Origin of the sequence: Aeromonas sp. 604282, from assembly GCF_049170575.1 — a bacterium.
Taxonomy (GTDB): domain Bacteria; phylum Pseudomonadota; class Gammaproteobacteria; order Enterobacterales; family Aeromonadaceae; genus Aeromonas; species Aeromonas veronii_A.
Genome location: NZ_JAAKMV010000015.1, coordinates 41,065 through 65,458, shown reverse-complemented (window position 1 = coordinate 65,458; position 24,394 = coordinate 41,065). Strand labels below are relative to the sequence as shown.

The 24,394-nt window shown below is 59.9% G+C and carries 19 protein-coding genes and 4 tRNA genes; 7 read left to right on the top strand and 16 right to left on the bottom strand.

Going from position 1 to position 24,394, the window contains the following annotated elements; all coding sequences use genetic code 11:
- Nucleotides 1–79: 79 nt before the first annotated feature.
- The 8 genes from G5367_RS16650 to G5367_RS16615 all read right to left on the bottom strand — a co-directional run bounded on the left by G5367_RS16650 (nt 80) and on the right by G5367_RS16615 (nt 13,147).
- Nucleotides 80–607, bottom strand: a complete 528-nt coding sequence (locus tag G5367_RS16650; protein ID WP_421294705.1) for a potassium-transporting ATPase subunit C — start codon at nt 605–607, stop codon at nt 80–82.
- 60 nt (nt 608–667) lie between these two features.
- Nucleotides 668–2,725 (bottom strand): potassium-transporting ATPase subunit KdpB, encoded by a 2,058-nt coding sequence (kdpB, locus tag G5367_RS16645; RefSeq protein ID WP_421294703.1) that lies wholly within the window; start codon nt 2,723–2,725, stop codon nt 668–670.
- A gap of 55 nt (nt 2,726–2,780) precedes the next feature.
- Nucleotides 2,781–4,463, bottom strand: a complete 1,683-nt coding sequence (gene kdpA, locus G5367_RS16640) for a potassium-transporting ATPase subunit KdpA (RefSeq protein WP_279987811.1) — start codon at nt 4,461–4,463, stop codon at nt 2,781–2,783.
- Between the two features lie 349 nt (nt 4,464–4,812).
- Nucleotides 4,813–6,162: a glutathione-disulfide reductase gene (gene gorA / locus G5367_RS16635; protein ID WP_421244766.1), complete on the bottom strand. Its 1,350-nt coding sequence runs from the start codon at nt 6,160–6,162 to the stop codon at nt 4,813–4,815.
- Nucleotides 6,163–6,238: 76 nt separating this feature from the next.
- Nucleotides 6,239–8,206, bottom strand: coding sequence for an ATP-binding protein (locus tag G5367_RS16630; RefSeq protein WP_421244767.1), 1,968 nt, complete (start codon nt 8,204–8,206; stop codon nt 6,239–6,241).
- A 118-nt stretch (nt 8,207–8,324) separates the two neighbouring features.
- Complete coding sequence (locus tag G5367_RS16625; RefSeq protein WP_216952542.1) at nt 8,325–11,405, bottom strand: multidrug efflux RND transporter permease subunit; 3,081 nt, start codon at nt 11,403–11,405, stop codon at nt 8,325–8,327.
- Nucleotides 11,406–11,420: 15 nt separating this feature from the next.
- Nucleotides 11,421–12,554, bottom strand: coding sequence for an efflux RND transporter periplasmic adaptor subunit (locus G5367_RS16620; protein WP_005355753.1), 1,134 nt, complete (start codon nt 12,552–12,554; stop codon nt 11,421–11,423).
- Nucleotides 12,551–13,147: a TetR/AcrR family transcriptional regulator gene (locus G5367_RS16615; protein ID WP_005339267.1), complete on the bottom strand. Its 597-nt coding sequence runs from the start codon at nt 13,145–13,147 to the stop codon at nt 12,551–12,553. Before G5367_RS16615 ends, G5367_RS16620 begins: the two co-directional genes overlap by 4 nt.
- Before the next feature lie 232 nt (nt 13,148–13,379).
- On the opposite strand from G5367_RS16615, the gene G5367_RS16610 reads away from it, so the two are divergent.
- The 5 genes from G5367_RS16610 (at nt 13,380) to G5367_RS16590 (ending at nt 14,536) form a co-directional block, all read left to right on the top strand.
- Nucleotides 13,380–13,456: transfer RNA gene (locus G5367_RS16610), tRNA-Arg, on the top strand.
- Nucleotides 13,457–13,507: 51 nt separating this feature from the next.
- Nucleotides 13,508–13,583: transfer RNA gene (locus tag G5367_RS16605), tRNA-His, on the top strand.
- Nucleotides 13,584–13,603: 20 nt separating this feature from the next.
- Nucleotides 13,604–13,689 (top strand) — tRNA-Leu (locus tag G5367_RS16600).
- Nucleotides 13,690–13,765: 76 nt separating this feature from the next.
- Nucleotides 13,766–13,842 (top strand) — tRNA-Pro (locus G5367_RS16595).
- 178 nt (nt 13,843–14,020) lie between these two features.
- On the top strand, nt 14,021–14,536 hold the full coding sequence (locus G5367_RS16590) for a ricin-type beta-trefoil lectin domain protein (RefSeq protein WP_216979787.1): 516 nt from the start codon (nt 14,021–14,023) through the stop codon (nt 14,534–14,536).
- A gap of 34 nt (nt 14,537–14,570) precedes the next feature.
- On the opposite strand, the gene G5367_RS16585 is transcribed toward G5367_RS16590, so the two are convergent.
- From G5367_RS16585 to G5367_RS16550, 8 genes are all read right to left on the bottom strand, one after another.
- Nucleotides 14,571–15,386 carry a Cof-type HAD-IIB family hydrolase gene (locus G5367_RS16585; protein WP_005339262.1) on the bottom strand — a complete coding sequence of 272 codons (816 nt, stop codon included), beginning with the start codon at nt 15,384–15,386 and terminating at the stop codon, nt 14,571–14,573.
- 89 nt (nt 15,387–15,475) lie between these two features.
- Nucleotides 15,476–16,516: an alpha/beta fold hydrolase gene (locus tag G5367_RS16580; protein WP_337073430.1), complete on the bottom strand. Its 1,041-nt coding sequence runs from the start codon at nt 16,514–16,516 to the stop codon at nt 15,476–15,478.
- Nucleotides 16,516–17,175, bottom strand: a complete 660-nt coding sequence (locus G5367_RS16575) for a CatB-related O-acetyltransferase (protein WP_337073429.1) — start codon at nt 17,173–17,175, stop codon at nt 16,516–16,518. Before G5367_RS16575 ends, G5367_RS16580 begins: the two co-directional genes overlap by 1 nt.
- A complete protein-coding gene (gene trmH / locus G5367_RS16570) occupies nt 17,175–17,906 on the bottom strand; it encodes a tRNA (guanosine(18)-2'-O)-methyltransferase TrmH (RefSeq protein WP_421244768.1) in 732 nt (243 codons plus the stop codon). The genes G5367_RS16575 and trmH overlap by 1 nt, the downstream gene beginning before the upstream one ends.
- Before the next feature lie 44 nt (nt 17,907–17,950).
- The gene (spoT, locus tag G5367_RS16565) at nt 17,951–20,068 is read right to left on the bottom strand and encodes a bifunctional GTP diphosphokinase/guanosine-3',5'-bis pyrophosphate 3'-pyrophosphohydrolase (protein WP_216979783.1); all 2,118 of its coding nucleotides are present in this window, start codon (nt 20,066–20,068) and stop codon (nt 17,951–17,953) included.
- 136 nt (nt 20,069–20,204) lie between these two features.
- Nucleotides 20,205–20,480 (bottom strand): DNA-directed RNA polymerase subunit omega, encoded by a 276-nt coding sequence (rpoZ, locus tag G5367_RS16560; RefSeq protein ID WP_026456240.1) that lies wholly within the window; start codon nt 20,478–20,480, stop codon nt 20,205–20,207.
- A gap of 80 nt (nt 20,481–20,560) precedes the next feature.
- Nucleotides 20,561–21,187 (bottom strand): guanylate kinase, encoded by a 627-nt coding sequence (gmk, locus tag G5367_RS16555; RefSeq protein WP_421244769.1) that lies wholly within the window; start codon nt 21,185–21,187, stop codon nt 20,561–20,563.
- A 300-nt stretch (nt 21,188–21,487) separates the two neighbouring features.
- The gene (locus tag G5367_RS16550) at nt 21,488–22,543 is read right to left on the bottom strand and encodes a glycosyltransferase family 9 protein (protein ID WP_421244770.1); all 1,056 of its coding nucleotides are present in this window, start codon (nt 22,541–22,543) and stop codon (nt 21,488–21,490) included.
- A 203-nt stretch (nt 22,544–22,746) separates the two neighbouring features.
- Here G5367_RS16550 and G5367_RS16545 point away from each other — a divergent pair, with 203 nt between their 5' ends.
- Together G5367_RS16545 and G5367_RS16540 are read left to right on the top strand one after the other, a co-directional pair.
- Entirely contained in the window at nt 22,747–23,460 is a 714-nt protein-coding gene (locus G5367_RS16545; RefSeq protein WP_421244771.1) for a 3-deoxy-D-manno-octulosonic acid kinase, read from the top strand.
- Nucleotides 23,461–23,530: 70 nt separating this feature from the next.
- A complete protein-coding gene (locus G5367_RS16540; RefSeq protein ID WP_005342263.1) occupies nt 23,531–24,394 on the top strand; it encodes a GGDEF domain-containing protein in 864 nt (287 codons plus the stop codon).

Genomic DNA, 24,394 nt, shown 5'->3' with positions numbered 1-24,394 from the left:
CGAACCGCGGCCGTGACCTCATTGCTCATGCTTGTCCCCGTGTCGAAAGGGAGCCTGTCCCGAACTACAAGGAGCGCCCTCAGGCGCCCTTTTGATGATCGAGTTGCAGGTTCAACTGGAGAATGTTGACCACCTGCGGGCCAAGGATACCAGCTTGTGCCGCCGACTTGACCTGCTCTGTCAGCTGAACGGGATCCAGCCCCCGTTGCCCGGCGACCCGCTTTACCTGAGCCAGCGCTGCAGCGAGCGGCAGATGGGGATCGAGGCCGGAGGCGGAGCGGGTCAGCAGGGCGGGGACCCTTGATTCCGGCTGCGCCCTGGCCGCCGCGGCGGCAAACTCGGCCCGCAGCGGCGAGCTCATCCCCAGGTTGCTGGCACCTCCGCCTATGGTGGCGAAGTCGCTGGCGGAGGGGCGGGAGTGGAAGTAGTCGGCCCGCTCGAACTTCTGTGCCAGCAGGGCGCTGCCGACCACCTGCTGTTTGGCGTTGGTGAGCAGGCTGCCGTTGGCCTGCCAGGGGAAGAGCAACTGGGCCAGCCCGGTGACTGCCAGCGGATACGCTACCCCCAGCAGCAGGGTCAGGGTCAGCAGGGTTCTGATTGCTATCATGATGTGTTTGCTCCAAATGTGTTGGGTGGATGCGGGCCTGCCCCGCATCCGGTGATGCCGTTACACCAGCCCCAGGCCGGTGATGACCAGGTCGATCAGCTTGATACCTATGAAAGGCACTATCAGGCCGCCGACGCCGTAGATCAGCAGGTTGCGGCGCAGCAGGCTGGCGGCCGAGCCCTGCAGGCTGACCCCGCGCAGGGCCAGCGGCACCAGCGCGACGATGATCAGGGCGTTGAAGATGATGGCCGACAGGATGGCGCTCTCGGGGCTGCCCAGCTGCATCAGGTTCAGCCCCCCCAACTGCGGATAGGCGGCGATGAACAGGGCCGGCAGGATGGCGAAGTACTTGGCCACGTCGTTGGCGATGGAGAAGGTGGTCAGGGCGCCACGGGTCACCAGCAGCTGCTTGCCCACCAGCACCACGTCCAGCAGCTTGGTGGGGTTGGAGTCGAGATCCACCAGGTTGCCCGCCTCCTTGGCGGCCTGGGTCCCCTCGTTCATGGCCAGCCCCACGTCGGCCTGGGCCAGCGCCGGTGCGTCGTTGGCGCCGTCCCCGCACATGGCGACCAGCCGGCCGTCGGCCTGCTCCTGACGGATGTAGGCCAGCTTCTTCTCCGGCGTCGCCTCGGCGATGAAGTCGTCCACCCCAGCCTCGGCGGCGATGGCGGCGGCGGTCAGCGGGTTGTCACCGGTGATCATCACGGTGCGGATCCCCATGTGGCGCAGGATCTGGAAGCGTGCCTTGATGCCCGGCTTGATGATGTCCTTGAGGAACACTACCCCCAGCAGCTTCTCGTGGGTGCAGACCAGCAGCGGGGTACCGCCCTGGCGGGCGATGTTGTCCACCGATTTGAGGATGAGCTCGGGCACCGCCTTGCGATCGAGGGAGAGGTAGCGCAGCACCGCGTCCACCGCCCCCTTGCGATAGTGATGGCCGTTGCGATCCAGCCCGCTCAGCCGGGTCTCGGCGCTGAAGGGGATGAGGATGTCGCTCTCCAGCTGGCTCGGCTTGGTGTGGCTCTTGCCCGCCAGGGTCAGGATGGATTTGCCTTCCGGCGTGTTGTCACCGAGCGAGGCCAGCATGGCGGCCTGGGCCAGCAGGGAGGGGTCCACGCCGGGGGCCGGGATCAGCTCGTCCGCCATCCGGTTGCCGAAAGTGATGGTGCCGGTCTTGTCCAGCAGCAGGGTGCGCACGTCGCCGGCGGCTTCCACCGCCCGGCCCGACTTGGCGATCACGTTGAGCTTCACCAGCCGGTCCATGCCGGCGATGCCGATGGCGGAGAGCAGACCGCCGATGGTGGTCGGGATCAGGGTGATGAACAGCGCCAGCAGATAGAGCCGGGGCACCTGGGTGCCGTTGTAGTCGAGGAACCAGGGCAGGGTGGCCACCACCAGCAGGAAGATCAGGGTCAGCCCCACCAGCAGGGCGTCCAGCGCCATCTCGTTGGGGGTCTTCTGCCGCTTGGCTCCTTCCACCAGCGCAATCATGCGATCCAGCGTGCTTTCGCCCGGGTTGTTGCTGATGTGTACCCAGATCTGGTCGGAGACGACGGTGGTGTTGCCGGTCACGCCGCTGCGGTCGGTGCCCGACTCGCGGATGACGGGGGCGGATTCGCCGGTGATGGCCGCCTCGTTGACCGAGGCGATGCCGGCGACCACTTCGCCGTCGGCCGGGATCATCTCGCCGCTGCGCACCAGCACCAGATCGCCCTTGAGCAGGCTGGTGGCCGGTACCCACTCGCCCTTGTCATCCTGCGGGCTGGTGACCCGACGTGCCTTGAGCTGGCTCATGCCGGCCTTCAGGCTGTCGGCCCGCGCCTTGCCACGCCCCTCGGCCAGGGTTTCGGCGAAGTTGGCAAACCAGAGGGTGAGCCAGAGCCAGGCAGTCAGCTGCCAGGCCAGCGAAGGGGCGACGCCGGAGAGCGGTTGCCCCAGCAGCGACTCCAGGGTCGCCATCACGGCCGCCAACCAGAGGGTGAACAGGATGGGGCTGCCGAACAGCGCCCTGGGGTTGAAGCGATAGAGGGCTTCCACCATGGCCTGCAGGATCTGTGATTTCTGTTTCTTGCCCTTCACCTGAACGGTGTCGGTGCTCATTGAAGCGGACTTGCTCATTGGAAAGCTCCCTGCATCGAATAGTTGGTCACGCAGATCAGTCGGGTGTGCAGCATCAGAAGGCACCTCCCAGCAGGCTCAGGTGTTCCGCCACCGGGCCCAGCGCCAGTACCGGCAGGAAGGAGAGACCCCCCATCAGCAGCACGGTGACGATCAGCAGGGTGATGAAGAGCGGGCCGCTAACGGGGAAGTCCCCTTCGCTCGTCTCCTGGCGTGGTGCGCGGGCCAGCTGGCCGGCGATGGCCAGCACCGGAATGATGTAGCCGAAGCGGCCGAGCAGCATGGCCAGCCCGATGGCGATGCACTGCCAGCTGTCGGCGGCGGCAAAGCCGGCGAAGGCGGAGCCGTTGTTGCCGGCGGCCGAGGCGTAGGCATAGATCAGCCGGGACAGGCCGTGGGGGCCGTCGTGTCCGATGACGGTGGCGGAGTCCGGCATCAGCAGGGTAATGCCGCCGATCACCAATACCCCGACCGGCATCACCAGCATGCTGGCGACCACCCATTTCATCTCGGTGATGCCGAGCCGTTTGCCCAGATAGGTGGGGGTGCGACCCACCATCAGGCCGCACAGGAACACGGTCAGCAGCACGAACAGCATCATGCCGTAGATGCCGGCACCGACGCCGCCGAACACCACTTCACCCAGCAGCATGTTGATCATGGCGACCATGCCGGCGAGGGGGGTGAAGCTGTCGTGCATGGCGTTGACCGAGCCGTTGGAGGCGGCGGTGGTGGCCACTTCCCAGATGCTGGACAGCACGGGGCCGAAGCGGCTCTCCTTGCCTTCCCAGTTGCCGGCTTCGCTGGTGAGGTGGGCGAGGGCCGGATCCGGTTTCAGCTCCTGACCGATGGCGAGGCAGAGCCCCAGCACCAGCATGATGGTCATGGCGATGAGGATGGCGCGACTGTGAGCCAGATCCTTCACGTAGCGACCCAGGGTGCAGACCATGGCGGCGGCCAGGGTCAGCAGGGCGACCATCTCCAGCCAGTTGGAGAGGGCGGTCGGGTTCTCGAACGGATGGGCCGAGTTGATGCCGAAGAAGCCACCGCCGTTGGAGCCGAGCTGCTTGATGGCGATCTGGGAGGCGGCCGGGCCGAGCGGCAGCAGCTGCTCCTGGCCTTCCAGCGCGTGGAACGGCATATAGGCCGACAGGCTCTGGGGCACCCCCTGCCATACCAGCAGCAGCGCCAGGATCAGCGCCATCGGCAGCAGCACGTAGAGACAGAAACGCACCAGATCCTGCCAGAAGTTGCCGAGGTGGGTGGTCTGCTGGCGGGCGATGCCGCGAAACAGGGCGATGGCGACGGCAGCGCCGGTGGCGGCGGAGACGAAGTTCTGGGTGGTGAGCCCCACCATCTGGCTGAAGTAGGAGAGGCTGGCTTCGCCGGAGTAGGCCTGCCAGTTGGTGTTGGTCATGAAGCTGACCGCGGTGTTGAAGGCGAGTTGCCAGTTCAGCCCGGGCAGCTGCTGCGGGTTGAGGGGCAGCAGCCCCTGCGCCATCAGGATCAGGAACAGCAGGCCGAAGCCTGCGCCGTTGAAGGCCAGCAGGCTGAGGGCGTAGGACTTCCAGTCCTGCTCGCGCCCGTCCGTGCCGCAGCAGGCCAGGGTGGCGCGCTCAAGCGGGGCCAGCCAGCGACTCTTGCCTTCAAACACCCGATACAGGTAGTTGCCAAGCAGAGGCGCCGGCAGCAGCACCAGCAGCACGAACGCGACGGGATAGATGATCTCTTGCCACATATCCGGTTCCTCACTCATGAGTGCGCGCGAGGGCGCGCAGCAGATAGCCCGCGAGGGCGAGGACCAGCAGCAGATATAGCCAATTCATAACGACTCCGTTGAGGTAATTAGCGTCAGGGATCGATGCATATCCGTGTCGATCCCATAGGTCTCATTGACGCTGAAAGGGTATGTAAAACGGGCGTAAAGGCGCCATAAAGCCCGATTTGGCTGACGTAAAATCGGCGTAAAGAACGAGGTTTTTGCGAGGGTTCTGGTGGCGAGGCGGGATCAAAAGACCCGGCCTGAGCCGGGTTTGAACGCTGGTGGAGAAGATGACCTGATAGTGGCAGGTCAGTCTGCAACGTGCTTATCGCATTGTTACAAACTCTTCCGCGCTAGTCGGGTGGATGGCGACACAGTTGTCGAAGTCTGCCTTGGTGGCACCCATCTTCATGGCGACGCCGAAGCCTTGCAGGATCTCGTCCATCGCAAAGCCGATGCCGTGCAGACCGACTACCTTCTCTTCCGGGCCGACACAGACCAGCTTCATCCGGGTGGGCTGGCGATGCTGGGTCAGTGCCGAGTACATGGCGGTGAACTGGCTGCGGTAGACCTTCACCTGATCTTCGCCGTATTCGGCGATGGCTTCCGGTTCGGTCATGCCAATGGTACCTATGGGCGGGTGGCTGAACACCACGGTCGGCACCAGATCGTAGTTGAGGTGCTCGTTCGGCTTGTTGTTGAACAGCCGTTCGGAGAGGCGACGGCCCGCGGCGACAGCCACCGGGGTGAGTTGGATGCGCCCCGTGTTGTCACCCACTGCATAGATGTTGGCGACGGCGGTGTTCTGGAACTTGTCGGTCGGGATAAAGCCCTTCTCGTCCAGCGTGATGCCAGCGGCAGCCAGGTTGAGGTTGTCGGTAGCCGGTACCCGGCCGATGGCCCAGATCAGGCAGTCAACGGTGAGGTGGCGACCATCTTCCAGTTGCAGGGTCAGGCTGTTGTCAGCGTTCTTGAGCACGGCTTTGGGAATGGCGTGGGTATGCAGCTTGGGTCCTTCCTGCGCCATGATCTCCACCAGTGTCTCGTGGATCATGGGATCGAAATTGCGCAGCGGGGCGTGCTTGCGCACCACCAGATGGGTCTCGGAGCCCAGTGCCTGCATCACCCCGGCGATCTCGACGGCGATATAGCCGGCACCCACTACGGCAACCCGCTTGGGTTGGCTCTGCAGCTCGAAGAAGCCGTCGGAGTCGATACCCAGTTCGGCACCTGGGATGGCCGGAATTTCCGGGCGGCCACCGGTAGCGATCAGGATGTGATCGGCGCTGTACTGCTCGCCATTGACCTCGATCGTGTTGCTATTGACGAAGCGGGCGAAGCCCTTGATGACGGTGATCTGGTTCTTGCCCAGCACGTTCTGATAGGACTGGTGAATGCGGCCTATGTAGGCCTGGCGGGACTCGACCAGCTTGGCCCAGTTGAAGTGGTTGAGGGTGGTGTCAAAGCCGTAGTCGGCGCCATATTTCAGGGCATCGGCGATCTGGCCTGCATACCACATAGCCTTCTTCGGTACGCAGCCTACGTTGACGCAGGTTCCACCCAACTCTTTGGCTTCAATCAGGGCAACTTTCTTACCGTACATGGCAGCCCGGTTGGCAGAAGCAATACCGCCGCTGCCGCCGCCGATGGCGATATAGTCAAAATGCTGTGCCATTGCGAGGTTCTCCGCTCATTAAGAATGCAATCACAGCATGATGGGGATAAAGCGGCTGGCTCACAAGAGCCAGCACTCAGTTATGTTGGATCGGCAGGCGAATATGGAACTGGGCGCCCTGGCCCGGTTCGCTGGCACAGCTGATACGGCCTTTCAGCAGTTGCACCACCAGGTTGTAGATGATGTGGGTGCCCAGACCGCTGCCACCCTGACCCCGCTTGGAGGTGACGAAGGGATCGAAGATGCGCGGCAAGATTTCGGGCGGGATGCCGCGGCCATTGTCCGAATAGTCGATAAACAGCTCCTCTCCCTGCTGTTCCACCTTGATGGTGATCTTCTTCGGTTTGTCCCAGTTGTCGAACCCGTGGTTGATGGAGTTGAGGATCAGGTTCGAGTAGATCTGGGTAAAACTGCCCGGGAAGGAGAATATAGACAGCTTGGGATCGCACTGGATATCCACTTCGCACTGGCTCTTCTTCAGTTTGTGGCCAAGCGAGACCACCACCTGATGGAGGTTGTCGGCGAGGCTGAAGTTGTAGCGTGCTTCCGATGACTGGTCGACCGCCACCTGCTTGAAGCTGGCAATCAGCTCGGAGGCGCGCCGCAGGTTGCTCTGCAGCAGCTGCATCGACTCGTCGAGGTTGACGGTGAACTCGTTGAGATAGGAACGCGACAGCTGTTTTGACTCTATATGAGATTTGAAATCGGCAACCCGTTCCTGCAGGTAGGAGGAGGCGGTCACACTGATGCCGATTGGGGTATTGATCTCGTGTGCCACCCCGGCCACCAGCGAGCCGAGGGAGGCCATCTTCTCCGACTCCACCAGGGTTTGCTGGGCCTGTTTCAGGTCGTCGTACGCCTTGCCCAGCTGGTTGTTGGCTTCGCTCAGGCTGCGGGTACGCTCCACCACCTTGCCTTCCAGCTGCTCGTTGAGCTGGATTATCTCCCGCTCGACCTTTTTCAGCTGGGTGATGTCGTAGCCGAAGCCGATCTGATACTTGAGGTTCGGCCCTTCATAGAAGGGTACGAAGGTCCACTGCAGCACCAGCTCGTGGGCCTGCTGGTCATGCATGATGACCTCTTTGTCCGCCAGTGAACCTTCCGCCGCCAGAATATCGTTCAGCTCTTCCCGCTGGGTCGGGCTGACGAAGAGATCCAGCCAGTTGTGCTGGAGCAGCTCCTGTTGGTGATAACCGGTCAGCAGGATGGCTGCCGGATTGATGCTGGCGATGGTGAGATCCGGCTCCATACAGCAGATGACCATGTTGGCCGAGTTGATCAGGGTGGCGGAGAAATCCCGCTCCTGTTGCAGTTGTTCCACCGCCTGATGACGAGCGACCAGCTCGTCACGTAGCCGTGTGCGCATCTGGTTGAGGGTGGAGACCAGGGTATCCAGTTCGTCGGGTTTCTTGCGTGGTTGCGGACGCCCCTCCAGCACCAGCTCCATGTCGAGCCGATCGAGGTTGAACTTCTGGGCGTAGTTGGCGATGCGGTTGATGTGTCTGACCACCAGATAGTAAATGATGATCAGGATACAAAATGAGACCACCAGGGTCTTGATGGTCTGGCTGACCATGATCAGCACTGACTTCTCAATCAGACGCTGGTAAATCTGCTCCAGCGACGCGGCGACAAACAGCTTGCCGACAATTTCCCCCTGATAGGTGAGATTGAACTCCTGGGAGATGTCATAGCTTTCCCGTTCCACTCCCTGGGTCAACAGTGGCACTTCGGAGTTGCCGAGCATCTCCTTGACCATCACAAACTGCATGTTGGGCAGGTTCATGATCCCTTCGATCTGCACTTTGACCTGCTCCTCATCGAGGTTCCACAAGCTGGCGGCAATAGGTTGCAAAAAGGAGGCTTCGATCTGGCCGATGCTGTCTTCGATGACGGCGACATCCTTGCGGTAATCCCAGGCGAGTTGCAGCACCGTAATGATCATCGCCAATACGGTACTACACACCAGAATATAGGAGAGCAGGCGGTATGAGAGTCCGTTGCGGCCTATGGCCTCGGCGGTCTTGGAGATGAGTCCTGACATGGCGTCCTTGCGGTCTGGATGTTGTGTTTTTTAGTTTAACTGCTTCATGGACTTATGTCGTCTTTCCTGCGAACCATAAAAAAGGCCCCGTATCGGGGCCTTGGCAAGTGATTGATGATCAGTGTCCGCCGTTTGCCTTGGGCGGAATGGTTTCATCGAATACCGGCAAGGGTTTGTGCTCGGAAGCCAGATAGGTGTAGATCACCGGCAGTACGAACAAGGTGAACAGGGTACCGATGGCAAGGCCTGCCACGATGACGATACCGATGCTGAACCGTTGTGCTGCACCGGCGCCTGCGGCGTAGAGCAGCGGGATCAGACCGGCAATCATGGCGGCGGTGGTCATCAGGATCGGACGCAGACGCACCTTGGCGGCTTGCATCACGGCTTCCATCCGGTTCATGCCGCGCAGCAGCTGCTCTTCCTTCGCTACTTCACAGATCAGGATGCCGTGCTTGGTAATCAGACCCACCAGGGTGATGAGGCCCACCTGGGAGTAGATGTTCATGGTCGCCAGTCCCCATGCCAGGGCAATCAATGCTCCACTGATGGCGAGCGGGACAGAGACCATGATTACCAAGGGGTCACGCACCGACTCGAACTGGATCGCCAGCACCAGGAAGATGATCGCCAGTGCCAGCGCGAAGGTGGCATAGAGCGCATTGCCTTCGGTGACGAACTGACGGGCTTCACCCATGAAGTCGTAACGATAGCCTTGCGGCAGCTTCTCGTCGGCGGTGGTCTGGAACCAGTTGATCGCATCACCCATGGCCACACCCGGAGCCGGAACGGCACCGATAGTGGCGGAGTTCAGCTGGTTGAAGTGGGGCAGGGCGCGGGGCTCGCCAACCACTTCAATGGTGATCAGGCTGCCGAGCGGGATCGACTTGCCATCTGCGGCCCGCACGTAGTAGCCCTTGATGGACTCCGGATTGAGACGGTATTTGCGCTCGACCTGCGGGATCACCTCGTAGGAGCGGCCATCCAGGTCGATACGGTTGACGTAACCGTCCGCCATCATGGTGCCCATGGTGATACCGATATCCTGCATGGTGATGCCGTAGGCACCCGCCTTGTCCTTGTCGATGCGGATCTTCATGGTGGCGGAGTCGTAGTTCAGATCGAGATCCGAATAGACGAACTGACCGTTACTCTGCGCCGCGGCCAGAATTTCACCGGCCACCAGGAACAGGCTTTCGAAGCTGTTCGGGGTGGTGATGACGAACTGGATCGGCAGACCACTCGATGCTCCCGGCAGTTCCGGGAACTGGAAGGTGGTGATGGCCATACCCGGGATGTCTTTCACCAGATTGGCGACCCGATCCAGCACCTCTTTCTGGCTCGCTTCACGCTGACTCCAGGGCACCATGGAGGCGATACCGAACGCCTGGTTGGCGTTGAACACCCCTGAGAAGACCTGGGAGAAGGCGATCTCGGGCTGCTCGTCCAGGATCTTGTTCACATCCGCCATGGTGTTTTCGATGTAGTCCAGGTTGGCGTTGGACGGTGCGGTACCCAGCACGGCCATTACCCCCTTGTCCTCTGACGGTGCCAGTTCGCTCGGGATGAACTTGAACAGCAACGGCAGGCTGGCGAACACGATGACGGCGAACACCACGATGACGGGGCGCTTTTTCATCACGGCGTGCAGCATGCTGTCGTAGCGATCGGTCATCCGTTCCAGCAGGTGGTGGACCGTGCTCTCGAATTTGCCCGGCTGCTCGTTGGCTTTGAGCATCTTGGAACACATCATCGGTGACAGGGTCAGGGCGATGATGCCCGAGACGAACACGGCGCCAGCCAGGGTCAGGGCAAACTCCTTGAACAGGGAGCCGGTGATGCCCCCCATCAGGGCGATAGGCGCGTATACCGCAGCCAGGGTAACCGTCATGGCGATGACCGGCACCGCAATTTCACGGGTACCGATAATGGCTGCCCGGAACGGCTCTTCACCTTCTTTGATATGGCGGTCGACGTTCTCCAGCACCACGATGGCGTCATCCACCACCAGACCGATCGCCAGCACCATCGCCAGCAGGGTCATCAGGTTTATCGAGAAGCCGAACATATCCATCATCATCACCACGCCGATAAGACTGAGCGGAATGGTGATGATCGGGATGATGACCGCGCGGAACGAGCCGAGGAACAGGGTGATGACCACTAGAACGATGGCGGCTGCCTCCAGGATGGTCTTGATAACCTCGTGGATGGACTCGTTGATCGCCACGGTGGAGTCATACATCACGTTGAGACGCATGGTGCTCGGCATATTGCGCTCAAGGCTCGGCAGCAGTGCCAGCACATCGCGGGCGATATTGATGGGGTTGGCTGTCGGGGCGGCGTTGACCGCCATGACCACGGCTTCGCGACCATTGGCGCTGGCACGATAGACATCGTGACTCTTCTCGAGGGTTACCTTGGCGATGTCCGCCAGACGGATCACCTTGCCGTCGCGGGTGGCCACCACCAGTCGCTTCAGCTCGTCGACATCCTTGACCTGGGTCTCGGCATTGCCATTGAACAGGGTGAAGTAACCGGTCGCCTGACCTGTCGCGGACTGATAGTTGTTGCTGTTGAGCACCGTCATCACGTCGCTGGCAGTCAGGTTGAAGGCCGCCATCTTGGCCGGATCCAGCCATACCCGCAGGGCAAACTCGACACCGCCGTAGAGGTCAACCTTGGAGACCCCGCCGACAGTAAAGAGCTGTGGCTTGATAACCCGCTCCAGATAGTCGGTGATCTGGCTGGAGTTGAGCTCCGGGCTGGTAAAGCCGAGGTAGAGCACCGCCGTGGTTGAACCAGTGGAGGAGGTGACCGAGGGGTCTTCCGCCTCTTTCGGCAACTGAGAGCGCACCGAGTTCACCTTCGCCAGTATATCGGACAGCGCGGCGTTGGGGTCGGTATTGAGCTTCATGTATGCAGTGATGGTGGAGCTACCCAGCTGGCTGGAGGAGGTCATGAAGTCGATGTTGTCGGCTTGCGCGACCGCCTGTTCCAGCGGCTGGGTGATGAACCCCTGGATCAGATCAGAACTGGCGCCATAGTAGCCAGTGCTGACGGTGATCACCGTGTTGGTCACCTCGGGGTATTCCCGTACCTGCATCTTGAAGATGGCCTGAAAGCCCAGCAAGGCGATCAGGAAGCTGAGCGAGATCGCCAGCACAGGCCGTTTTATAAATATGTCAGTAAATCGCATCGCAGATCTCCGCGCTTACAGCATCGGGGTTTGTGCCGGAACGGCCAGGGCATCGTTCTCGACCACATGCACCTTGGTGTCGTTGCTCAGGCGAACCTGACCCGACAGTACGATCTGGTCACCGGCCTGGATGCCGGAGAGCACATGCACATCGTTGCCACGGCGCTCACCGGCCTTGACCACAACCTGCTTGGCTCGCAGCACTTTCACCTTGTTACCCTCTTTGTCGGTCTCTTCGCCCTCTTTGAGCACGTAGACGTTCTGACCGTAAAGGGTGAAGGAGATAGCGGTCTGCGGGATCACGATCTGATCTTTCACCGTCGGCAGAATGATGCTGGCGCGGGCGAACATACCGGAACGCAGCTGACCGTCGTTGTTCGGAATGTCTGCCTGTACCTGGATCAGGCCGCTCTGGAAGTTGACCGCAGGCTCGATGGCGGTGATATGACCGTCAAACTGGGTTTGCGGATAGGCATCCACATTGATCTTGATGGTCTGGCCCAGCTTGATTTTGGAGATATCGGTCTGGGGCACGGTGAAGCGCAGGCGCATCACGCTGGTATCTTCCAGGCGCACGATATCTGTGCCCGGCTGCAGATACTGACCGAGGAACACATTGCGCAGGCCGACCACGCCGCTAAAGGGCGCACGGACTTCACGACGGGCAATGGTCGCCTTCAGACTCTCGATATCTGCTTCCAGTGAGCGATAGGCCGCTTCCGCCTCATCCAGCTGCTCTTTGGAGATGGAGCTGGTCTTGTAGAGGTTCTGGAAACGATCGAACTTGGCTTTTGCCGCCGGCAGCTTGGCCTGGGAGGCGCGCAGATTGGCCCGCTCCACGGTGGAGTCCAGGCTGAGCAGCAGCTGGTCAGCCTTGACCGGTTTGCCCGACTCGAAGGTGATGGCGTCAATGGTACCGGCCAGTTCGGTGGAGAGGGTCACCCCCTGATTCGGCTCGATGAAGCCGATCGCTTCGATGGTCGGTACCCAATCCTGCGCCTTGGTCACCATGGCGGTGACGGGGAACTCGGGTTCCGGCCGGTTGGCCATATATTGGGCAATCATCTTCTGTTTGAACAAATTGAAGCCGATGACGCTGCCAAACAAGGCGATCGCTATCAGCAACATAATGGCCATCCACTTTTTCATGAACAGGCTCCTGAGGTGGAAAGATTGGGGGATAAAATGGCATTCCAGCTGGCCCGGATCGCGGTTTCCAACTGCGATTCGGTCAGCGTGATGTTGTGCACCCTGCACTGCAGGGCCAGATGCATGACACTGTCCAGACTCAACACCTGGAGTGCCCGTATCGGTAAATCAATAAACAATCCTTGTTCAACGCCCTGTTCAAAAAATCGGTCCAGAGGCTCCCAGGCGGCCAGAATGACAGGATTGGTCTCCAATTCTGCCCCTAGCGGAGAGCTCTCGTACTGCAATTTGCACCGGATAGCGTTGGGTTCGTTAACAAAAATGGCATGAATATTGAGCCATAATTGGCGAAATTGTTGAAATGAAACTTTATCGATTGCTACATCGGCCATGACCATGGGCACACACTGCAAGATAGTGTGCTGGTGCAGTTGCCGGATCAGATCATCCTTGTCGCCGAAGTAGCGATAGATGGTGCCGGTGGCAACATTGGCCTTCTTGGCGACTTCTGCAATCGACAGACCATGAAAACCCCGTTCACCCAGCACCTCATGGGCCGCGTTGAAGATGCTCTCTTTTTTATCCAGAATCATCAGTGTGACTTTCGATTGAATGAACGTTCATTCATTCTAGATGGGCATCAAATCAAGTCAAGGCAGCAAGGCGATTTGCGACTGCGATCTGCCCCTTTTTGGCTGTCAGCAGGGGAATAGTGGAAGAAAAGTGCGCAATGTGCTTGAAAAAACAACGAACGGTGTTTCGGTGACAGAAAAGTGTAGACAAACCAGCAACCATCATTAATAATGCGCCCCGTTCGACAGCGTAGCGCCCGTAGCTCAGCTGGATAGAGCGCTGCCCTCCGGAGGCAGAGGTCACAGGTTCGAATCCTGTCGGGCGCACCATCAAAAGTGCGTCGGTTAAACGGGCGTTGTTGTGGAACGAAAACAGCTGTGGTGGCTGTAGCTCAGTTGGTAGAGTCCCGGATTGTGATTCCGGTTGTCGTGGGTTCGAGCCCCATCAGCCACCCCATTTTACAGCTTGTCAGGTACGCGAAGGTGGCGGAATTGGTAGACGCGCTAGCTTCAGGTGTTAGTGCCCCCCGGGTGTGAGGGTTCGAGTCCCTCTCTTCGCACCATACTTGCTGTATGACGAGGATGACCATCAGGTCGTCTTTGTTTTTTTGAAGTAAACTATTTTGAAAGAAATAGCCTCGGTGATTAGCGCAGTCCGGTAGCGCATCTGGTTTGGGACCAGAGGGTCAAAGGTTCGAATCCTTTATCACCGACCACATTTAGAAAAACCTCGCTTCGGCGAGGTTTTTTGCTTTCCGGCCTTTACTGCGCCTGCACGCTTTCTCTGTTACGTCTGTTTACACTCTATCAGGGCAGAGTGCCCCACCTTTCGGTTATGCTTCAGCCTCGAGTCACTGACAAACGGATGTCATCGGCCCATTTCAGGCATTTTCCATGAATAACAAAATTTCCCTTGCTTGCTCTCCCGCCCTGCTGGTCGCCTTGTTGCTGGGAGGATGTACCATCAAGCCGCCATCAACCGATGAAATGATGGACTCAATCGCTTCGATACCGTCGGAGGACCGGGTGCTTTCCCCCTTGCTGACCAGCGGTGATTTTTGCGTTGCGGTGTCCCAACAGAAGGTGTTGGCACAACCTTGCAGCGGAAAAGACGATCAACTGTTCGAGTGGGATCTGGGTGAGTTGCGTCTGCAGGATCTCTGTTTGCAAGCCAAAAACGACAGCGAAGTGATGCTGGCACCCTGTGACGGTCAGGCGCAGTGGGAGTGGCAGAAAGACAGGCTTTTCAACAGCAAGGTCTCTCGCTGCCTCGATGTGGCCGGGCGACGCCATACCCCCGGCACGCCGCTGCGGCTGGCTGAATGCTACGGCGGAGCGAACCAGAGCTTCAGCTGGCAGCGGCCCAATCCCTGGCTGGAAACCCTGAAAAAACAAAGCCTCACATGGTGAGGCTTTGCTGAATCGGATGGCGGGCTGAAGAGGATCAGGCTGCGCTGACGCTCTCCAGCTCGAACAGCTTCTCCAGATAGACGGCGACGCCATCTTCATCGGAGGTGAGGGTCTGCTCATACTCCGGCAGCGCCATTTTCAGGCGGTCATGGGCGTTGCCCATCACGATGCCGCGTCCCACCATGGTCAGCATCTCGAAGTCGTTCATGCCATCGCCGAAGGCGATCGCCTCCGACATATCGAACCCGTTCTGCTCCAGCACGGCACGCACCGCATTGCCCTTATGCACCCCGGCGTGCATCACTTCGAGACAGTCCGGCAGGGAGAAGGTTACATTGAGCTGATCGCCATAGCGCTGGTTGAGGTGCGCCTCAATCTTCAGCAGCTTCTCGTGGTCACCGATGTAGAACACCTTGTTGATCTGCTCTTTCGGTTCCTGTTTCAGGTCATCGACCAGACGGTAGGTGAACCCTGACTCGTCGTGGAACTGCAGCAACCAGGGCAGCTCCTCTTCCACCACCCAATCATCACCCTGATAGACATTGAGGTGGATAGAGGGATCTCGCTCCAGTGCAATCAGTTCGGCGGCGATCTCGGTCGGCAGCGGCTGGTTGAAAATCAGCTGGTCCTGTTTGTCATGGACCACGGCGCCATTGGAGGTAATGAGGTAGATGTCCATCCCCAGCGCATCGCGGAAGCTGCGAACGTCAACGTGATGACGGCCGGTGGCGACCACGAATTTCACACCTTGTTCTACCAGGCGGTGCAGGGTATCCCGGGTACGGGGAGAGATCTGGTGCTGCTTGTTGAGCAGAGTGCCATCGAGATCGGATACAACTACCTTGAACATCATTACCTCGGCATCGATTGAAAACAGGGGCAGTTTACCTTAGCCCGCACTGTCACCCCATTTATTTAGGGTTACAAAAAATAGCCAGCTCAGAAGCGGGCGAAAAAGTCGACCATCGCGGTCAGGGCGGGCTGGCGTTTGTCATCGGATTCGATAAACAGTTCGTGCCAGGCCCCCTCGATGCGCAGCGGTTTGCCCCCTTCGCACTTGGCTATGGTGCAGAAGCGTTCCTGCGCGGCATTGTCCACCACGCTGTCGTTGCCAGCTTGCAGCACCAGCAGCGGGGTTTTGATGGCGCCCGCATCGGCGATGGCGGCATCGGCACCGGTGATCCCCTGATAAATCCAGTGGGCAGTCGCGCCACCCAGCTTGATCTGCGGGTGCTGCTCGTAGATTTGGCGGAAGGCTTGATAGCGGGGCTGGCTGTGAGTCAGCTCGTTATCGGCAAAGCCGTGATCCTGATAGGCGCCCTGACCGGGGCCGTAGGGAGGCTCGCCAAGCCAGCCGCCGACCGTGCCTATGGTGCTCGCCAATCCCTTGGCCAGCCACTTGGGCAGACCGCCGAGATTGATGCCCAGCATGGGGGAGGAGAGCACGGCCGCCTTGATATCATCGGGCCAGCGTTCCAGATAGCGGGCCGAGATGGCGCCGCCCATGGAGTGGGCCAGCAGGAACAGCTTGGCAGGCTGGTCCGCCATGATGATCTGGTCGTGAAATTGCTTCAGATCGACCACATAATCGTCGAACTGGTCGACATATCCCTTCTGCGGGTCATCCAGCATCCGATCGGACATCCCCTGACCGCGATGGTCGATGAGATAGAGGCTGTAGCCTTGACGCCAGAGATCCCACGCCAGCTCCTGATACTTGAGGTAGCTCTCGACCCGGCCATTGACGATCAGGATGGCGCGATCGACCTTGGCTTGCCGTAGCGCGGCATAGCGGATGGTCACCCCATCCTTGCCCTTGAACTCCCCTTCAACCGCATGCTGGCGCCAGAAGTCGGGCAGGGTTTGCTGGTAGAGGGTGGGCACATCGGCTTCGCTGGTCAGCGCATAAGGATTGGTCACGGCAAGGGCTCCGGCAGAAAACAGGGTCAGGGCCAACAGGGAAAGAGAGAGGGGTTTCATCAGGCACACTCCTGTTGCCAATGGTGATAAAGGGCAGCGATATCCTCCGAGCAGAGCAGCGCCATGCAGGCTTGCAAGCGAGGCAGGGGCCAGTCCCACCACTGCATCTCTTGCAGCATGAGGATCTGCTCATCGCTGAAACGGCGGCGGATCGGCTGGGCCGGGTTGCCGCCGACTATGGTGTAAGGGGCCACATCTTTGGTCACCACGGCGCGGGTGGCGATGACGGCGCCATCACCTATGGTGATGCCGGGCATGATCATCGCTTCCGAGCCGATCCAGACATCGTTGCCAATCCGGGTGTCCCCCTTGCGCAGAAAGCCGCTGCGGGCCCCTTCGCCAAAGGTGTCGGGATTGAACGGGAAGGTGGAGACCCAATCCAGCCGGTGGCCCTGATTGCCCGCCAGCATGAAGGTGGCGCCCGAGCCGATGGAGCAGAACTTGCCGATGATCAGCCGGTCCACTTCGCCCCAGAGGCCGCTCTCCCAGGTGTCGCGGGTCGAGCCATCGCCGAGCAGGTAACGGACGCAGTGATCCTCGAACGGCTTACCGTGGTAGTAGCCGGAGTAGTAGCTGTAGTCGCCGGCCTCTATGTTCGGGTTGGTCAGGTGATCACGGATGATTTGCGATTCCAGCCAGCTGCCAAAAGGGTTATCCATCACTCCTCCTGCGGATCGTCCTGTTCGCTCTGCTGCGCCCACCCTTTGCGGGTCAGCAGCATCCGTTGCCACCACTCTTCGTCCGCCAGAATTTCACCGGCCGGGCCGAGCTGGGGGTAGGGCATCTCTTTCTCTTTGCAGAGCTGGGCATAGATAGGATAACCCCCCTCGAACAGGATGCTGTTCTGCTCCTCCAGCGTGAGCGGGCAGCCGCGTTGATAGCAGCCGGCCAGCTCGCGCTGGCGCTGCGCCTCGTAGAGGATGGCGGCTGCAGCCACCGAGACGTTGAGGGACTGCACCATGCCCACCATGGGGATGACGATATGGTGGTCGGCCAGCGCCAGCGCCTCTTCACCGATGCCGTGCTTCTCCTGACCCACCAGAATGGCGGTTGGTTTGGTGTAATCGATGGCGCGAAAATCGACCGAGCTGTCGGAGAGGTGGGTGGCCAGGATCTGCATGCCGGAGGCTTTAAGCTCGGCGACCGCGCTTCCGATATCCGGGTGCAGTTTTACATCTACCCAGTTCTGGCTGCCGCGGGCGGTGCCCTTGCGCTTGTGGATCCAGGTTTTGGGCCAGACGGCGTGTACCCGGTGGATGCCGATGGCATCGGCGGTACGCACGATAGCGGCCAGATTGTGAGGTTTATGGACCTCTTCCATGCAGACGGTCAAATCGAGCTGACGCTGGGCCAGCATGTCGGTGATGCGCTTGAAGCGTTCGGGGGTCATGGCTTGTCTCTATAAAAGCAGCAGGCGGCTTGCGCCGCCTGTGTTCAGTTCTTCTGTCGGCTCACCTTGAGCACGTTTGGCATCACGCGGATCTTGCGCATGATGTTGGCCAGATGGATGCGGCTCTTGGTGGTGATGAGCAGGCTCACCTGATAGACCCGGCCATCCTTCTCTTCGGTGCTGATGGCGTGAATATTGGCGCCGGTGGCGGCAATCACGTTGGCCAGCTCGGCCAGCGCACCCTGATGGTTGACGATCTCGATGCTGATGCCTGTGCGGAACTCCTGTTCCTGCTCCTTGTCCACTTCCCACTGCACCGGCAGGTACTTGTCCGGCTCCTTGCTGTAGCCCTTGATGTTGCGACAGGCTTCCTGGTGGATCACCAGACCCTTGCCCGGGCTGATGTGAGCGATGATGGCATCCCCCGGGATGGGGCGGCAGCAGTTGGCGAAGGTGACCAGCATGCCGTCAGCACCCTTTATTGGCATCTTTTTGCTGCTGGATTTGGGTTGCTCCTCCGGCGGCAGTTCATCCCCCAGCATGCGGCGCGCCACCATGACGCTCATGGCGTTGCCAAGGCCTACATCGGCCAGCAGCCCCTGCAGGTTCTCGTGCTTGGTATCAGCCAGTACCTGCTTTATGCGTGGCTCGGGGATGTCTTCGATGTTCTTGGCGCCCAGCGCGTGGTTGAGCAGGCGGCGACCCAGCACTACCGACTCTTCGGTGCGCAGGTTCTTGAGGAACTGGCGGATCTTGGAGCGTGCCTTGGTGGTCACCACGAAGTTGAGCCAGGCTGCGTTGGGGCGGGCGCCCGGCGCCGTGATGATCTCCACCGTCTGGCCCGAGTGCAGCGGACTGCTGAGCGGGTAGGGGTGGCGGTCGACCCGCGAACCGACACAGGCGTGGCCGATGTCGGTGTGCACCGTGTAGGCGAAGTCCACCGGCGTAGCGCCAGCGGGCAGTTCCATGATGCGCCCTTCCGGGGTAAAGACATAAATCTCATCGGGGAACAGGTCTGTCTTGACCCCTTCGATAAATTCAAAGGAGCTGCCAGCGCTCTGCTGCAATTCCAGCAGGCTCTGCATCCAGCGCTGGGCGCGGATCTGGGCGGTGGTGCCCGAGCTGTCGCCATCCTGCTTGTAGGCCCAATGGGCGGCAACCCCCTTATCGGCCATCTGATCCATGAATTCGGTGCGGATCTGCACCTCCACCGGCACCCCGTGCGGCCCCACCAGCGAGGTGTGCAGCGACTGGTAGCCGTTTGTCTTTGGGATGGCGATGTAATCCTTGAAGCGGCCGGGGCGCGGTTTGTAGAGGCTGTGCATCTGCCCCAGCACCCGGTAACAGGTATCTATGTCCTTCACCTTGACCCGAAAGGCGTAGATATCCATTACCTCATGAAATTGCAGCTCTTTTTTCTCCATCTTGTTGTAGATGGAGAACAGATTCTTCTCGCGGCCACTGACCTGATGTTCGATCCCCGCCTCTTTCAGGCGACCGCTGATTTCGCTCTGGATGGAGTCGATGATCTCGCGGCGATTGCCACGGGCGCGGCGCACCGATTCGCGCAATACCCGCGATCGCATCGGATAGAGCGCCTCGAAGCCCAGCTCTTCCAGCTCGTTCTTCATGGTGTGAATACCGAGGCGGTTGGCTATTGGGGCGAAGATTTCGAGGGTTTCCCGGGCAATGCGGCGGCGCTTGTCCGGCCGCAGCGAGCCCAAGGTGCGCATATTGTGGGTGCGGTCGGCCAGCTTGATCAGAATGACCCGGATATCCTGGGTCATCGCCATCACCATCTTGCGGAAGTTCTCGGCCTGCGCCTCTTTGCGATCGCGAAACTTCAGCTTGTCGAGCTTGGAGACCCCGGCCACCAGCTCGGCGACCGCATCGCCAAACTGTTCGGCCAGATCGGCCTTGGTGATCGGAGTATCCTCGATGACATCGTGCAGCACGGCGGCCATCAGGGTTTCATGATCGAGGCGCATATCGCCCAAAATTCGGGCTACGGCGACAGGGTGAGTGATATAGGGCTCGCCACTGGAACGCATCTGGCCCTGGTGAGCATCACGGGCCACCACATAGGCTTGCTTGAGCTTCTCGACCTGCTCGGGCGGCAGGTAGGAACTGGCTATTTCTTTAAGGTTTTCAAATAAATACAAGACAGTCCCCGCAGTGGTAAAACGGCAATTCGTGGAATTGAGGGTATAGCCCTGAGTTTGCGAGGTTTTCGAGCGGTTGTAAATGGGGATGAACAGTCGACACCCAGGCGGGTGCCGACTATGGGAAAAGACTTACTTAACCGCGGCCTTCGGCGATGGCAGCAACGGCAGCCAGCTCGGCGGCTTCCTGCTCTTGCTGTTCGTAACGGTCCTGGGTGTCCATTACCTGGTTGTTCACCAGACCCAGTTCGATCTCACGCAGGGCGATCACGGTCGGCTTGTCGTTCTCTTCTTCAACCAGCGGATCTTTGCCTTGAACCGCGATTTGACGGGCGCGGCGTGCGGCGACCAGCACCAGGTCAAAACGGTTACCAACCTGTTTTACAGCATCTTCTACAGTAACGCGTGCCATGCAGGACTCCAGTTATGTGGGCTTTCTGTGTTTAGAAAAGCGGTGTTTAAAAATGACGCAAAAGTTTACTCGTTTTTGGCTTATTCTGCCAGTAACTGTTGCAGCAAGTTTTGTTGTGCCTGCTGTTGATGACGCATCTCCAGCCGTTGGCACTCAATAATGGACCTGAGCTGGAACAGCGCCTGCTCGAAGTCTTTATTGATAATGACATAGTCATACTCGTCGTAGTGCACCATTTCGGCAATGGCTTTCGCCATCCGGCCGGCAATCACTTCGGCGCTGTCCTGACCGCGCCCAATCAGGCGGCGTTCCAGCTCTTCGCGGCTGGGGGGCAGGATGAAAATGGATTTGGTCGGCATTTGCTCGCGGATCTGGCGGGCACCCTGCCAGTCGATGTCGAGGAATACGTCGATCCCCTTGGCCAGACAGGCTTCGATGGCGGCGCGTGAAGTGCCGTAGTAGTTGCCGAACACTTCGGCCCACTCCAGAAAATCACCGCGTTCGATCAGCGCCTTGAACTCTTCCACCTGGACGAAGTGGTAGTGGACGCCGTGCACTTCGCCCGGGCGGGTAGCGCGCGTGGTGTGGGAAACTGACAGCTGCATTTTGCCAGCTTGATTGTGGTTGGTCAGCAAGGCATTGAGCAGACTGGATTTACCTGCGCCGCTCGGAGAAGAGATGATATAGAGAGTGCCTTGTTGCGCCATGTTATTACCTTTAATCGAAACCGCTGTTTTGGTTGTAGCAGAGACCGCCGTCTTGTGCCCGAAAGGGAGACAGCCAAACGCAAAACGCGGAAAATTCTTGAGTCAGGAGGATGTAAAGGCGGCGAATTTTACCAGAATGCGGCGAATAAAAAAACGGCCGGAATCATATTCCAGCCGATCAAAGTATTCGTAGCTTGCTGCGGGAGCGTAACCCACATCAGCCTGCATTGTGCCTTTGGCTGAGGGCAGGGGCCATCAGGTTATCCCTGCCTGATGGCTCGGAATTCCCGAGTTACCCTGTCAGTTCGGCAGCTGACGATCTGCGCAGAGACGTTCGAAGGCGGCGATCACCTGCTCATGGGTGATCTTGGCCATGGCCTCCGGGTCCTTGAGGCGGGTGCGCCAGCTCAATTCGGCCAGCGGCTTGCCGGTCTCCTGCTCGACCAGCTCCTGATAGACGCTGACCACGTAGTCGCGGCACAGATAGGGGCCGGTGCGCGCAGGATTGTGGTGGGCATAGAGGCCGATCACCGGTGTGCCGACCAGGGTTGCCATATGGGTGGGGCCGGTATCGGGGGCCAGCACCAGACTCGCCTCACCAATCAGTGCCAATAACTGCTTGAGGTTGGTTTGCCCCACCAGATCGACCGGCTTGCTCTGGCTTAAGCGCTGGATGTCGGCAGCCAGATCCCGCTCCAGTTTGGCCGGCCCGCCACAGAGATAGACCTGAAAACCCTTGCTGGCAGCGTGATCCGCCAGTGCGGCATAACCCGCAGCCGTCCAGTTTTTGAACTCCTTGCTGGCGGCGGCGCAGATCAGCAGGGTTGGTTTGCCGCCAGTTTTCTCCTTTGCCCAGGCTTGGTGTTCGGCGCTGATGGGTAGTTGCCAATCCGGGGTCAGATCCTTGATGCCGAGCTCTTTGGCAAAGGCGAGGAAACCGTCCAGCACGTGGGGAGAGGCAGGGGATGGCACCTTGTGGTTGGTGAACAGCCACTGGCCGTCGTTGGCCCGCTCCCGATCAAACCCGAGTTTGACCTTGGCCTTGATGCCGAGGGTCGCGATGCTGGCCCGCATCGCCGCCTGCAGGTGGAGCAGGGCATCGAATTTGCGCTCCTTGAGGGTATGCCAGAGATCGCGATAGCCGCGCCACCCCTTGCTCTTGTCGAAGGGGATCACCTCGACCCCGGGCAGATCGGCAAACAGGGTTGCCTCGATTTTGCCGGTGATCCAGGTGATACGGGTCTGTGGCCACTCCCGCTGGATGACGCGCACCAGCGCCAGTGCGTGGCAGCAATCCCCGATGGCGGAGAGCCGCAGGATGCAGATGGAGGAGGGAGGCGTTTGAAATAGCGGCATGTTGTGGCGCACGGCTGGCAAAAAGGGTGGATGGCATTATGCAAACTCCCCTCTGGATTGTAAAATTGCGCACAATCGTCAGCCGGGCTTTGCCACCTGAATAGCAGCCGCCATGGCTGGCACATGTTGCGGGCATGCCACAGTCGCAGCCTCATCGCCCATAAACAGGGGCGATCAACGACCCACCGAGCGGGATCTCCACGATGCGAGTACAGACCGAACACAACCAGATCTGCTGGTATGCCGAAGGGGCCTTTCGCGACCCATCTCCCCAGTTATTCGATCCTGCCTGGTGGCAGAACAACCGTCAGGTGGTGGGAACCGCCATCGGACGGGGAGTGACCTGGTTCGTCAAGGATGAGTCCCGCCATCTGGTGCTGCGCCACTACTATCGCGGCGGCATGGTGGGCAAGGTGGTGCGGGATCGCTTTTGGTTCGAAGGGGTCGAGTCGAGCCGCGCCATGGCCGAATACACCCTGCTGGCCAAGTTGTGTGAGCTGGGGTTACCGGTGCCGCGTCCGTTTGGCGCCCGTATGGTCAAACAGGGCCCCTTCTATCGCGCCGATATCCTGATCGAGCGAATTCGCGGTGCCAAGGATATGGTGGCGCTGCTCAAGCAGGGGCCGGTGGTGACCGAGGTGTGGCACAAGATAGGTCAGACGGTGCGTCAGCTGCACGATGCCGGGGTTTATCACGCCGATCTCAACAGTCACAACCTGCTGCTCGATAAAGAGGGCAAGGTGTGGGTGATCGATTTTGACAAGGGTGCGATCCGTTCCCCCGGCGAATGGCAGAAGGCCAATCTGGAACGCTTGCTTCGTTCATTCAATAAAGAGTCTCAACTGCATACCAGTTTCCACTTCGTACCGGAGAACTGGCAGACCTTGATGAACGGGTATCAGGGAAAAGCGCTCTGACCCTGTTGCTCGGCGTGAACGCCAATGTTACTTATTGAGCAGGTATTCAGATCCTGTTTCGAGGCGCCCCATGGAAATGCTCAAGACACCTTTGGTCGATGTGACTGCCCGGCTTGATCCGGGTCTGCTGTCTGATGCCATGGCGCTGCTGGAGGCGGGGATCTGGACTTGGTCAGCCCAACATGGACTACAGCGTGATCCCTCCTGCCTGCGATTGCTGGGATTGGGAGAGAGCTGGCCGGATGATCTCGGCTGGCTGGATCGGGTTCACCCCGACGATGTTGCCCGGCTGGAAGATGCCCTGCTCGCCTGTCAGAGTGGCCGCAGCAGTGGTCTGCGCCTCGAATACCGCATTCTTCACCACCACGGCCACTACATCCGGCTGGAAGAGCGGATGCGTCGTGACGAGCGGGGTCATCTGTTTGGCGTGGTGCGCCATCTCGATCCCGCAGTGGTGCTGGTGGAAGAGCGGCACGGCACCGATCCGCTGACCGGTCTGGAGAGTCGTGGCCGTTTCGAGCAACTGCTGGAGGAGCGGCTGGCGACCGAGAGCGGGACTTTCAGCCTGCTGCAGTTCTCGGTCGATCACATGGCCAAAATCCAGCAACTGTTTGGCGAAGCAGCTTGCGACGCCATGCTGGCCAAGTTGGCGCGTATCGTGCGCCACGAGCTGCGGCGGGAAGATCCCTTCGCCCGTTGGGATCAGGATGGTTTTATCCTGATGCTCTCCCAGACCGAACGGATGAGTGCGCTGGAGATTGCCGAGCGACTGCGCCTCGAGATTGCCGATGCCAGCCTGCTGCCGCAGCGGCCGGTCACCGTCAGCATCGGGTTGGTGCAGAGTCAGGCTGGCGAGCAGCTCGATCATCTGCTGGCCCGGCTGGCCAGCTGTCACAGCCAGGCCAGACGGGAGCACAACACAGTCGTCGGCTGA

Excerpts from the sequence above, each read along its gene's own strand:
- G5367_RS16650 (WP_421294705.1), bottom strand. The coding sequence starts at position 607 with ATGATAGCAATCAGAACCCTGCTGACCCTGACCCTGCTGCTGGGGGTA.
- kdpB (WP_421294703.1), bottom strand. The coding sequence starts at position 2,725 with ATGAGCAAGTCCGCTTCAATGAGCACCGACACCGTTCAGGTGAAGGGC.
- kdpA (WP_279987811.1), bottom strand. The coding sequence starts at position 4,463 with ATGTGGCAAGAGATCATCTATCCCGTCGCGTTCGTGCTGCTGGTGCTG.
- gorA (WP_421244766.1), bottom strand. The coding sequence starts at position 6,162 with ATGGCACAGCATTTTGACTATATCGCCATCGGCGGCGGCAGCGGCGGT.
- G5367_RS16630 (WP_421244767.1), bottom strand. The coding sequence starts at position 8,206 with ATGTCAGGACTCATCTCCAAGACCGCCGAGGCCATAGGCCGCAACGGA.
- G5367_RS16625 (WP_216952542.1), bottom strand. The coding sequence starts at position 11,405 with ATGCGATTTACTGACATATTTATAAAACGGCCTGTGCTGGCGATCTCG.
- G5367_RS16620 (WP_005355753.1), bottom strand. The coding sequence starts at position 12,554 with ATGAAAAAGTGGATGGCCATTATGTTGCTGATAGCGATCGCCTTGTTT.
- G5367_RS16615 (WP_005339267.1), bottom strand. The coding sequence starts at position 13,147 with ATGATTCTGGATAAAAAAGAGAGCATCTTCAACGCGGCCCATGAGGTG.
- G5367_RS16590 (WP_216979787.1), top strand. The coding sequence starts at position 14,021 with ATGAATAACAAAATTTCCCTTGCTTGCTCTCCCGCCCTGCTGGTCGCC.
- G5367_RS16585 (WP_005339262.1), bottom strand. The coding sequence starts at position 15,386 with ATGTTCAAGGTAGTTGTATCCGATCTCGATGGCACTCTGCTCAACAAG.
- G5367_RS16580 (WP_337073430.1), bottom strand. The coding sequence starts at position 16,516 with ATGAAACCCCTCTCTCTTTCCCTGTTGGCCCTGACCCTGTTTTCTGCC.
- G5367_RS16575 (WP_337073429.1), bottom strand. The coding sequence starts at position 17,175 with ATGGATAACCCTTTTGGCAGCTGGCTGGAATCGCAAATCATCCGTGAT.
- trmH (WP_421244768.1), bottom strand. The coding sequence starts at position 17,906 with ATGACCCCCGAACGCTTCAAGCGCATCACCGACATGCTGGCCCAGCGT.
- rpoZ (WP_026456240.1), bottom strand. The coding sequence starts at position 20,480 with ATGGCACGCGTTACTGTAGAAGATGCTGTAAAACAGGTTGGTAACCGT.
- gmk (WP_421244769.1), bottom strand. The coding sequence starts at position 21,187 with ATGGCGCAACAAGGCACTCTCTATATCATCTCTTCTCCGAGCGGCGCA.
- G5367_RS16550 (WP_421244770.1), bottom strand. The coding sequence starts at position 22,543 with ATGCCGCTATTTCAAACGCCTCCCTCCTCCATCTGCATCCTGCGGCTC.
- G5367_RS16545 (WP_421244771.1), top strand. The coding sequence starts at position 22,747 with ATGCGAGTACAGACCGAACACAACCAGATCTGCTGGTATGCCGAAGGG.
- G5367_RS16540 (WP_005342263.1), top strand. The coding sequence starts at position 23,531 with ATGGAAATGCTCAAGACACCTTTGGTCGATGTGACTGCCCGGCTTGAT.